Annotated in this window: 6 protein-coding genes; 5 read left to right on the top strand and 1 reads right to left on the bottom strand. The window is 59.3% G+C overall.

Features of this window, described 5'->3' with window-relative positions; genetic code table 11:
- Window positions 1-66 precede the first annotated feature (66 nt).
- The 3 genes from ACQK2L_RS10085 to recG all read left to right on the top strand — a co-directional run bounded on the left by ACQK2L_RS10085 (window position 67) and on the right by recG (window position 5,050).
- Window positions 67-1,980 carry an ATP-binding protein gene (locus tag ACQK2L_RS10085; protein WP_425396830.1) on the top strand — a complete coding sequence of 638 codons (1,914 nt, stop codon included), beginning with the start codon at window positions 67-69 and terminating at the stop codon, window positions 1,978-1,980.
- Window positions 1,981-2,398: 418 nt separating this feature from the next.
- Window positions 2,399-2,842, top strand: coding sequence for a ribonuclease HI (rnhA, locus tag ACQK2L_RS10080; protein ID WP_425396829.1), 444 nt, complete (start codon window positions 2,399-2,401; stop codon window positions 2,840-2,842).
- Window positions 2,843-2,950: 108 nt separating this feature from the next.
- A complete protein-coding gene (recG, locus tag ACQK2L_RS10075; RefSeq protein ID WP_425396828.1) occupies window positions 2,951-5,050 on the top strand; it encodes an ATP-dependent DNA helicase RecG in 2,100 nt (699 codons plus the stop codon).
- Between the two features lie 134 nt (window positions 5,051-5,184).
- Here recG and ACQK2L_RS10070 read toward each other — a convergent pair whose 3' ends face one another.
- Window positions 5,185-5,595 (bottom strand): response regulator, encoded by a 411-nt coding sequence (locus ACQK2L_RS10070; protein ID WP_425396827.1) that lies wholly within the window; start codon window positions 5,593-5,595, stop codon window positions 5,185-5,187.
- 284 nt (window positions 5,596-5,879) lie between these two features.
- On the opposite strand from ACQK2L_RS10070, the gene ACQK2L_RS10065 reads away from it, so the two are divergent.
- Window positions 5,880-8,141 carry an ATP-binding protein gene (locus tag ACQK2L_RS10065; RefSeq protein WP_425396826.1) on the top strand — a complete coding sequence of 754 codons (2,262 nt, stop codon included), beginning with the start codon at window positions 5,880-5,882 and terminating at the stop codon, window positions 8,139-8,141.
- 1,058 nt (window positions 8,142-9,199) lie between these two features.
- A complete protein-coding gene (locus tag ACQK2L_RS10060) occupies window positions 9,200-11,488 on the top strand; it encodes a redoxin domain-containing protein (RefSeq protein WP_425396825.1) in 2,289 nt (762 codons plus the stop codon).
- Window positions 11,489-11,513: the final 25 nt, after the last annotated feature.

The following is an 11,513-nucleotide window of genomic DNA, read 5'->3' as shown; positions in this document are numbered from 1 at the left end:
TCTACAATAAAGTGTACGAATGCTAGCACTCCCTGACCCCGGGCCCCTCGATCCTCACTCCTCCCGTTGTCCTACTCCACCTTCAAACGCGTGTTCGGCGAGTCGAGCCTCGAGCGGAAGTGCCGCTGGTGGTTTGGGGTGTCGTTGGGGTTGTTGATCTTCCTCAGCTTCTACTTCTATGGCGCGTACGCCAAGAAACTAATCTACAAGCAGAACGAAGAACTCGGCAAGCAACTGGTCCGCACCGCCTACGCCGAGGTACACCGCGACGTCGAAATGAAGATGAAGAACCGCGATGCGAGCGACGAGAACGCCGCGCGGGAAAGCATCGCGACCATCGAAAGCGGACCTGCAGACGACAGCGAATCGTCGGCCGACAAGGACGAAGACGATCTGCTCAAGGAGATGATGGGAGAGCGGTTACGGTATGGCACGGCGTCCCGCGCGGAGGCCATTCTGCCGCCCAACAAGTACAACCTCAACCAGCCGCAAGGCGACACCGAAGAAGCGCTGTTTGCCCAGTACCAGCAATTCCATCTCTCGCCTGACCAGTTGAAAGACGAATCGCATCTCGATGCCTCGATGGACATCGATACCGACAGCTTCCTTCCCGAAGGCGCCGAACCATATGATCGCGTGGCGTTGGTGGATGGGAAGAAGATGTACCAGTACTACTATCCCCTCTATGCCCGGGCGTCATGCGTCGACTGCCACAAGTACATGCCCGAGGAGTGGGCTCGCAGGAACCTGAAAGAGGGCGAGCTGCTGGCGATCATGCGGATTTCGTTCGACCATGGTCCCACGGCCAACAAGCTGGCTCGCGGCGAAGCTATCTTGTGGACCGCGGCCATCGTGACAGGTTTCCTCTCGATGCTCATGTTGTGGGCAGTGGTGCGGTACGTGATCGTCAAACCGGTGCAGCACCTGCGCGACGTATCGAACGCGGTGCGCGAAGGCGACGTCGATCAGCGGGCCGAGATCTACACGGGCGACGAGTTCGAAGAGCTGGCCGCCGCATTTAACCGGATGGTTCGCCAGCTGTTGCGGCAGCGCGACGAGCTCACCGAAGTAAACAGCGAGCTGGACGGCAAGCTGGACGAGCTGGCCCAGGCCAACATGCGGCTGTACGAAATGAACCGCATCAAGAGCGACTTCCTGGCCACGATGAGCCACGAGCTGCGCACACCGCTCAACAGCATCCTCGGTTTCAGCGACGTGCTGCACGACATCGACTCGCTGAACGACAAGCAAAAGCGGTACGTTGGCAACATCCGCCGCAGCGGATCGCTGCTGCTCGAGATGATCAACGACATTCTCGACCTCGCCAAAATGGAGAGTGGGCGGATGGACATCCGGCCGAGCGAATTCCGCATCGAGTCGATCGTCGACGCCCTGTGCGACATGGCCCGCCCGCTGGCCGAGAGCAAGAACATCGACATCGAGTGCACGTTCGAGCCAAACATGCCTCCGGTGGAGCAAGATCAGGCGAAGGTGCAGCAGATCCTGAATAACCTGCTGTCGAACGCGATCAAGTTCACCCCCGAGGGTGGGCGGATCACGATCAACGCCTCGAAAGACGATACCGGCATGCTATGCGTCGAGGTGGACGACACCGGCATCGGCATCAACGAAGCCGACCAACAGTTGGTGTTCGAGAAGTTCCGCCAAGGCGGCGCAGCCCTGCCCGGCGGCGACGCGATGACCCGCGAGTACTCCGGCACCGGGCTCGGCTTGTCGATTGTCCGCGAGTTGTGCCGACTGCTGGGCGGCGAAGTGACCCTGAGCAGCGTGGTCGGCAAGGGAAGCACGTTCACCGTGACGCTGCCGTGGAAGATCGAGCCAACGAGCGACCTCGACCAGCAACTCAAGGAACAAGTGGCCGCCCTGCACCGCCCCCACGTCGGCGACTATATGACCCCGACCAAGGGCGACGACGACGGGGCGAAAGCCGACCCACCGGCGCATAAGGATGCGGGGTAGGTGCTGATGGGGAGCGAACCCGTGCCTCCAAATCCATTTGAGCCTCCACAAACCACGTCGAACGCGCTCGAGAAGCATCCAACGACGACGGCCTTATCGATCTGGGCGTATATCGCACGGGGGACAGGACTGGGAGCCCTACTTGGCGGAGTCGCGGGCGTGATCGCAAGCGCAATCATCGCGTCCTTTTTAGACTGGACAGACACGGAACCCCTGCGCTTCGTCTTCCCATTTCTATTCTTGACTGTAGTCGCTATTGCTGCCGGCGCAATTGTGGCTGCCATCATGTTTACAATCACTGCCTTTACCCGGAGAAAATGAGCAGGGTGCATGAAACGCATCAACTTCGTTATGCTATGCGTTTCGAGTGGGTTGATGCCCGCCCTCCCCCTGACCCCCGACCCCTGACCCCTCCTAAATGATTCACCTCTACACCGACGGCGGATGCTCTGGAAACCCTGGCCCTGGCGGCTGGGCGTTTCTGATGCGCCATTTGCCGACCGGCAAGGAACTTGAGAAGTCTGGCGCCGAGCGCGATACCACCAACAACCGCATGGAACTGACCGCGGTGGTCGAAGGGCTCTCGACGCTCAAGCGGCCCAGTGAGGTCGAGCTGTTTACCGATAGCGTGTACGTCGGCAAAGGCATGAGCGAGTGGATGCCCAAGTGGAAAGCCAATGGCTGGCGGCGGCGCGAGGGCAAGAAATGGGCCGAGGTGAAGAACGTCGACCTGTGGCAGAAGCTCGACGCCCTGTTGGCCGACCACCAGGTGACCTACACCCGCGTCGCCGGGCATAGCGGGCACCCGGAAAACGACCGCGTCGACGAACTGGCCGTCGCGGCGTACCAGAAATACCTATAGGTGCCCTCCCGGCGTCGGTGCTTGTGAATGACCAAGGACGAATTCACAATGACCAATAGAGAATAGTCGCTCATTGGTCATTGTCCCTTCGTCCTTGGTCATTCCCTGTTGTCCACTCCCGCCGAAATCCTCGCCACGCCCATCGTCGAAGCGGCCAACGTCCGCCCGCCGCAGGAGCGTCAACTAGCGCGGCTCGGGCTGCGCACGGTACGGGACCTGCTGTTCAACTTTCCCCGCGACTACGAGGACCTCTCCGATCTGCGCCCCGTCGCTGAGTTGGAAGAGGACGTCCTGCAAACCGTGCGCGGCACTGTCGAGGAGGTCGATAGCCGCGGCACGGGCTTCGGCAAAAGCCGCGTCGGCGTGCTGGTGAGCGACCGCGGATTACTGCTCCGCGCCACGTGGTTCAATCAACCGTTCATGCGCGACAAGTTCAAAGTCGGGCAGCGGGTGCAGTTCTCGGCGAAGCCGAAGATGCGCGGCGGCCGCTGGGAGATGACGCACCCGCACACCGTGTGGCTGGGAGATGAGTTTGCCGAGGCCGATCAGCAAACCTCCGAGCCCAGCGACCTGCAACCGACCTACCCGCTGACCGAAGGACTCAGCCAGTTCCACATGCGGCGGATCGCTGGCGAGGTCGTGCCCAAGTTCGCCGACGTGCCCGACGAGGTGTTCTCGCCCGAACTGCTGGCCGAGTACGACCTGCTATCTATCGGCGAAGCGTTGCGTTCGATTCATCTGCCGGAGAACTTCGAGCAAGTGAACGCTGCGCGGCGGCGGTTTATTTTCCAGGAACTGTTCATCCTGCAACTGGCGCTCGCCGCGCGCCGGCATCAACAGCGCGTGAACTTCCTCGCCCCGGCGCTCGAAGCCACTGCGCAGATCGACGCACGGATCACGCGACTGCTGCCGTACGAATTCACGCCCGGCCAGCGGTCGGCCGTCGACGAGATCGCCCAGGACATGGCCGCCACTTCGCCGATGAACCGCTTGTTGCAGGGCGACGTGGGCAGCGGCAAGACGCTGGTGGCCGTGTACGCGCTGCTGGTGTGCGTGGCCCACGGGCATCAGGCGGCGCTCATGGCGCCGACGGAAATCCTCGCCCGGCAACACGCCCACACACTCGAGCGCTTGCTCGTACAGAGCAGAGTTCGTTATCGATTGCTGGTCGGCGGCTTGAAGGCTTCCGAGCGGCAAGAAGTGTTGCGCGAGATGGCCGAGGGCGAGATCGACCTGGTGATCGGCACGCACGCCCTGCTCGAAGAGAAGGTTCAGTTCAAGAATCTCGGGCTGGTGGTGATCGACGAGCAGCACAAGTTTGGCGTCGAGCAGCGGGCCGCGCTGCGGCGGGGCGATCGCTCGCCGCACTACCTGGTGATGACCGCCACGCCGATCCCGCGGACGATGAGCATGACGCAGTTCGGCGACCTCGACGTCTCGACGCTCCGCGACATGCCACCCGGCCGCCAGCCGGTCACCAGCTACGTGGTCGGCCCCGGCGAACGCGACAGGTGGTGGCACTTCGCCCGCAACAAGCTCCGCGAAGGTCGCCAGGCGTTTGTGGTGACTCCGCTGGTCGAAGAGTCTGAAAACGTCGCAGCCGCCAGCGTCGACCAGGCGTTCGAGAACCTCACCAGCGGCGAGCTGGCTGACTTTCGCGTTGATATCCTGCACGGCCGCATGACCGCCATGGAGAAGGACGACGCCATGGAGCGTTTCCGCCGCGGAGAGACGCAAGTGCTGGTGGCCACCACGGTGATCGAGGTGGGCGTCGACGTGCCGAACGCGTCGCTGATGATCATCGCCTCGCCCGAGCGGTTCGGCATCGCCCAACTTCATCAACTCCGCGGGCGCGTGGGCCGCGGGTCGCACCCTGGATTCTGCGCGGTGCTGGTGGATGAGGACCTCGGCGACACCGGCAGAGAGCGGATGCAGAAGTTCGCCGCCACGAGCAGCGGCTTCGAACTGGCCGAACTCGACTTCCAACTCCGCGGCCCCGGCGACCTGTTCGGCACCCAGCAACACGGACTGCCGCCGCTGGTGATCGCCGACCTGGTTCGCGACGCCGAAGTGCTGGAACAAGCCCGCGACTCCGCGATGGCGCTATTCTCGACCGACCCCGGCCTGGCAAGCGCCGAACACGCGAAGCTCCGCAGCCAAATGCTCCGCCGGTACGGCGCGGCGCTCGATTTGTCGGACGTGGGATAGTGGCCGCTCGCTCCGCGCTCCGAGTGCGCACACCCACGCCGCCAAGTTTTTCGACATACACGGGCTTTGCCGCGCAAGTCAACACATAGCTTCGTTGCGTCGGCGTGTCATGCCCACGCAATGCCCATCATCCATTAATGCGCCTGCGCCGCTTGGATTGCAGAATCCGATGTTTGTTCGCTGGCGCGTCCTCGATATGCTTCGCAGATAGCGTTTCTGACTTGGTCAATTGTACTTGGCTTGGAGAGCACCCTACTGACCATCTCACGGTGTTCCGCTTCTTGATCCCGCAGACCCACGTTACCAGAGAGCACAACAAAAGCAGTTTCGGGCCACATGCGACTCGCGATCCCTATGAACTCCCAGCCGGTCATTCGTGGCATATCGAGATCCGTAACCACAACGTCTATTTCTGACTGTTCCATCGTTGCGAGTGCTTCGGGGCCACTGTATGCCAATCGCACATCGAACTCATTTGCAATGCGTCGGCTAATCGCCTTGACTACATTTGGGATATCATCCACAAGCAATACGCGAATCTTCATTATTAGGCCCCTAAATAAAGTGCAAGATCCTCAGTTAAAACAATAGCTTGTCTCTAAAGGGGGGCAAGCTTCGGCAAGAGCTCGCCACACAATTGAAACGGAGCAGGAATTGCCAGTGCGGTCGTGGACGATTGCTGTCCCGCACAATCTGCAAACGAATGCTAACCCCACCACCGTGTGGCAAGTGACGCGAAACTGTGAGTCAAATCGGAGAGCATGCGACGTAGACTTACCCAAAGAGCTACTCGCTGCTCGATCGTTTTGGCAGTGCAGGTTGTGGGGCAATGAATATTCACACCAAGATACTCTTTCCGATTGCGATAGTGACTTCGGTCTTGGTTGTCGGTGCCTACTGTGTGCTGATCCATTTACGCAAGAGTGAACTGGACGAACTGCTGCATGGGAAGATTACCGAAAAGATGCTTGCAATTGACAGTAGCACACAAGCTACTGCACAGCACTGCCTGTCGCATGCAGCAGTATTCAGTCAGAACCCAGCCGTTCGTCGCGCCTATCGGACAGCTCACCAAGGTGACATGTCCGCCAATCAGGATCCTTACACCGCCGAGGCCCGTGAGTTGTTAAGAAAGGAACTAAAACCGTCGGTAGAAGGGTTTTCCAAGTGGGTCGGCGATGATTATCGCCTGCACTTTCACCTACCTAGCGGCAGAAGTCTCCTCCGAGTCTGGCGACCCGATCAGGACAATTGCGACGACATCGCATCGTTCCGCCGGACGGTAGTCCAGATCAACAAATACCCCGACAAACCCATTACAGGAATCGAGGTAGGACGTGCTGGATTTGTGATTCGCGGCTTGGTTCCCATCGAAGATTCTTCCGGGCAACATCTGGGATCGGTGGAGGTGCTCGCCCCCTATCTTCCATTGGTCAACGCTGTCGCCTGGAACGAAAAGGAAGAGATATTCCTTTACATGCGGGAGGACTTGCTGAGTATTGCGACAGGTCTCTGCGATTCAATCGCCCATCCGCGAATCGGTAACTGGGTGCAGGTGGCCGCCACAGATAAGCGACTTGCAGAAGAAATACTTACGGACAGGATGTTCGAAAGTGGACGTGCGGGGCTTCATGTAGAAGATAGTGGACATTATCGCATCGCTACCTACCCGATCTTCGACTATCAGCATCAAGAGATCGGTCGCATCGTCATATCCTACGACCTTGCCGTTAGAAGGGCGTATCTAGATGCGGCACAGTGGATATTTGGTGTCGGGGGCGTCGTTGTGCTGCTGATCATGACTCTGACTGGATATCGTATTTCCTTAGTGATGGAGAAGGTGATGGCCGAGGCGCAAAAGGCAGAGTCACTTGCTACGATCATCTCCGAGGCTCCCTTCGCAATACAGCTCATTCGCCAGTCAGACTTGCGCGTCATCGATGTTAACGAAGGTGCGAGTGAAGCCCTAGGCTACTCACGTGATGAATTGCTGTCGATGACGCCACTAGACTACGATCGCGAGTTCTCTGCGGATCAGATTAGAAAGTTGATCGAACCGTTAGTCACGGGACGAGTTGATCAACTGAAGTTCCAAACTGTCCATCAACGCAAATCGGGAGACACGTTTCCGGTAGAAGTTGATGTTCATACCACGACCTATCAGGGAGAGCTGATCTACCTATGCTTCATCACCGACTTGACAGACATCAAGAAACTGGAACAGCAGGTGACGCACGCAGAGAAGATGCAGTCGATTGGACAGCTGTCTGCTGGGATCGCCCATGAAATCAATACACCGATGCAGTATGTGCAAGACAATGTCGAATACGTAGGCGAATCGGTAGCCCAGATGTGTGCAGTGGTCAGTCAATACGAATCACTCCTCAGGAGCCAGAAACCAATCCCTTGGCATGAACGCCGCACCGAGATTGACAATGCGATTGCGGACTTCCATTTCGACTCCATTCGAACACAGGTTGAAGAAGCCATTGACGAATGCCGCGAGGGTATTCAGTGCACGGTAGACATCATCCAAGCAATGAGAACCTTCTCGCATCCCGGTCAGAAAGGTCGTGAGGCAGTCGACCTTAATCACGCATTACAGTCGGTACTTACCATTTCGCGAAATCGTTGGAAGCGTTCAGCAAGTGTTGAGCTTGAGCTGGACGACACTATGCCGCAGGTTCCGGTGTTCGCGTCTGAAATCAACCAAGTTCTGTTGAACCTGGTTGTCAACGCCGCAGACGCCATCATCGAGAGACATGGTGAGTATGGCAACGGAAAGATTCGGATCCGCACACGCCGAGAAGGTGACATGGTGATGATTGAAGTTGAGGATAACGGTTCTGGTATCCCCGACTCCATTCAACGGCGAATATTCGACCCGTTCTTCACGACCAAGGAGATAGGTAAGGGTACAGGGCAAGGATTGTCAATCGCCTACAATGTAATTGTAAATCTGCACGGTGGCACGATTCGCGTAAAATCGGAAGAGCAAGTCGGCTCTGTGTTCACCGTTCGCCTTCCGTATGAGCTAATCGAGGAAGATAGTTATGCTAAGCATCACATCGACCCACTGAGGGTGAGCTGAAGCGTAAGGCGAACCGCGAACAGCGTATCGACCGTTGCAAAATTCCTGCGGTGTATTTGCTGATTCTCATGCACTTGCAGCGCCCCGCCAAGCGACCGCGCCGCCACTTGTGCCCGCTCGCTAGCATCACGGCCATCCGGCCATTTAACTCTAGCTCTGTGCTATCCCCGCTGTTAAGGTCGCCCCGCGCGCCATCCTCCCCGTCGTACCTGTCCATGCGAAGGCAAAGCTTGAGGATGACAAGACGAAGCAACCCGATCAACTTCTCCCGCTGTTTGGAGCTGCTCTTCTCTTGAAGCGCAAACCCACAAATGCACCCAGCGCCATGGCGATAGGAAGATATAGGGGCATTGGCAGCACGAGCAGCACACCGCCGATGGGAACGCCACTTCCACTCTGGTTCGAAGCGTGCAGAAGCAATCCGTAAGGTATCGCAACGGCCAGAACTCCGACGACGCATGCGCCCACCACGGCGGCCAAAGGCACACGCTTTAGAAGCGAGACACACGCCAAGACGAGGAACGGAGCCGCTACGAATAGGCTCCAGATGTCCCAACTGATCCTGGCCATCGATTGCGCGTTGAGTGACAACCAAGAGCCAACAAAGGCCAGGGCCACAAAGAGGCAAATACGTACCATGGTCAAGTGTTGTTCTTATTGCGGCATGGGTCCCAATTTCGAACTCCGCGAAGCTCGCCATTCGTCCACAAGCAAGAGCATCGTGCGTTTCCGCACGCCACCTGTACTCGCGATGCACGAATTCGATGTAGCGAGCAGGCTCAGAGCCACCGATGTGAATCGATGCACACCGCGTGCCGATCTCGCCAAGGCCTCATGAAGGTACTGGAACATCTTCGTTCGGCGCAACTTTAGCCTCTCGCCAGAGTCCACCCAGCACGAATATCCTGCGGAGCATTCGCCGTTTCTCATGCACTAGATGGCGTTTTACTAAACGGCCCGCCGGTTAACTAGCTTTACGGTGCTCCGCCTATTAAACTCTAGCTCTGTGCTTTCCCCTCCCACGGTCCCGCCCGCCTGCCTTCCTTCGGTACCTATCCATGCGAAGTCACTCGCTGCTGAATTGTGTTCTCTTGCTCAGCCTGGCTTCGGCCCCATGCACCGTGCGGGCCGATGAGACCGACGACGAGCTGCTCGCCGGGCATTCGCATCAGGGGGAGGCGTTTAACGAGGGCCCTCGTCAGGCGGCCTACTTGATGCATGGCACCGGCGATGTCGACTTCCCGGTGACCACCACTTCCGAAGAGGCGCAGGCGTTCTTCAATCAGGGCGTCGGGCAACTGCACGGCTACTGGTATTTTGAGGCCGAGCGTTCGTTTCGGCAGGCGGCCAAGATCGATCCGGATTGCGGCATGGCTTACTGGGGTATGGCCCAGGCGAACGTGAAGAATGAAGAGCGCGCCCGCGGCTTCATCGAGCGAGCTTACGAGCTGCGCGACAAAGTCACCGACGCCGAGCGATTGCACATCGAAGCCTACCACCGCTTCCTGAACGAACAAAACAAGAAGAAAGACAAAGACCGCCGCCTGCGCTACGTCAAGGACCTGGAGCAGATCGTCTTCAAGCACCCCGAGCAGCTCGAAGCGCGGGCGTTGATCGGCAACTTCTTTCACCTGCACTACCGCGCCGGCGTGAAGCCGACCAGCGCGCAGGCGTACGAAGACATGATGCAAGTCGTGCTGGCCCAGCAGCCTATGCACCCGCTGCATCACTTTCGCATTCACCTGTGGGACGACGTGAACCAGCCGGAGCGGGGGCTCGACGCGGCCGCCAGGTGCGGGCCGTCGGCGCCGACCATCGCTCACATGTGGCACATGCCGGCGCACATCTTTTCGAAGCTGCATCGCTACCACGACGCCGCCTGGCAGCAGGAAGCCTCCGCGCGGGTCGATCACCAGCACATGATGCGCGACCGGGTGCTGCCCGACCAGATTCATAACTACGCTCACAACAACGAGTGGCTGTGCCGGAACCTGATGAACGTGGGCCGCGTACACGACGCCCACGCGCTGGCCGCCAACATGGTTTCGCTGCCGCGGCATCCCAAGGTGAACGTTCCCAGCATCGGCAACAGCAGCAGCGGGTACGGACGCAAGCGGCTGACCGAGGTGCTCACGCGGTTTGAGATGTGGGACGAAATGGTCGCCGCGTTGCAATCGGCCGATTTCGACCGTGGCGAAACGCCCGACGACGAGAGCGAATACCTGTACGCATTAGGCACTGCGCAGGCTAATGCGAGCGACCACGAAGCGGCCGCCGAGACGCTTGCCGAACTCGAAGGACTGATCGACGAGCTCCGCCAGAGTAACGGCGAACCGAGCAACACCGACGGCGAGCAGTCAAAGGGCGAAGAGAAGAAGTCGAAGCGGGACCGGGCGAAGGCCGAGCGGAGCATCAAGGCCAGCGAAGAACGTGCGGCCGAGATTCTCGGGCTGCTGCTCCTGGCCGACGGCGACACCGAAACGGCGCTTGCCGAGCTGGAGAAGGCGAAGAAGATGGACCGCTTTCAGCTGGCGGTCGCCTACACGCGGGCGGGCGAGAACGAAAAGGCGCACAAGATCGCGGAGTCGTTCGTCAAGCAAGAGCCTCACCAAGTGCTGCCCGCAGCCCGCGCAGCCTACTTGTTCGAAGCGTGTGGTGAACACGAAAAGGCGGAGCAGACATTCGACAAGCTCCGCCACCTTGCAGCCGAGGCCGACCTCGACGCCCCGCTGCTCGCGCGGCTCGCTCCGCTTGCCGAACGACTCGAGCTGCCCGCCGACTGGCGAATCGCCCGCACGCCGGCTGATGACTTGGGCGAGCGCCCTGAACTTGCAACTTTGGGACCGTTCCGCTGGAGCCCCATACCGGCGACCGAGTGGTCGCTCGCCGATCACCAGGGCGCGACCTATAAGCAATCCGACTTCGCTGGCCGCCCGGTGGTGGTGATCTTCTACCTCGGCCACGGCTGCCTGCACTGCGTCGAGCAGTTGCACGCATTCGCCAAAGACGCTGAGCGATTCGAGAGCTTGGGCATCGACCTGATTGGCATCAGCAGCGAGTCGGCGGATCAACTGCAACAAGCGGTCAACGACTTCGGCACGAGCGGCAAGTCGATCCCCTTCCCGCTGGTCTGCGATCCACAACAGAAAACCTTCCGCACCTACCGCTGCTACGACGACTTCGAGGACGCCCCGCTACACGGCACGTTCCTCATCGACAGGCAGGGACAAGTCCGCTGGCACGACATCAGCTACGAGCCGTTCACCGATGTCGACTTTCTGCTCACCGAGTCGCAACGCCTACTGGGCCAAGCCCCGGCATCGCCCGAGAGGTTGTCGCAGCGGTGATTGGTTGACTTCAAAGGCATGACTT

This window comes from Aeoliella sp., assembly GCF_965227375.1.
Taxonomy (GTDB): domain Bacteria; phylum Planctomycetota; class Planctomycetia; order Pirellulales; family Lacipirellulaceae; genus Aeoliella.
Note: the sequence above shows the minus strand (reverse complement) of the source record. Positions and strands in the feature narration are given on the sequence as shown.

What these genes read in the sequence shown, in the direction of transcription:
- ACQK2L_RS10070 (WP_425396827.1), bottom strand. Translation starts at nt 5,595, where the DNA reads ATGAAGATTCGCGTATTGCTTGTGGATGATATCCCAAATGTAGTCAAG.
- rnhA (WP_425396829.1), top strand. Translation starts at nt 2,399, where the DNA reads ATGATTCACCTCTACACCGACGGCGGATGCTCTGGAAACCCTGGCCCT.
- ACQK2L_RS10065 (WP_425396826.1), top strand. Translation starts at nt 5,880, where the DNA reads ATGAATATTCACACCAAGATACTCTTTCCGATTGCGATAGTGACTTCG.
- ACQK2L_RS10060 (WP_425396825.1), top strand. Translation starts at nt 9,200, where the DNA reads ATGCGAAGTCACTCGCTGCTGAATTGTGTTCTCTTGCTCAGCCTGGCT.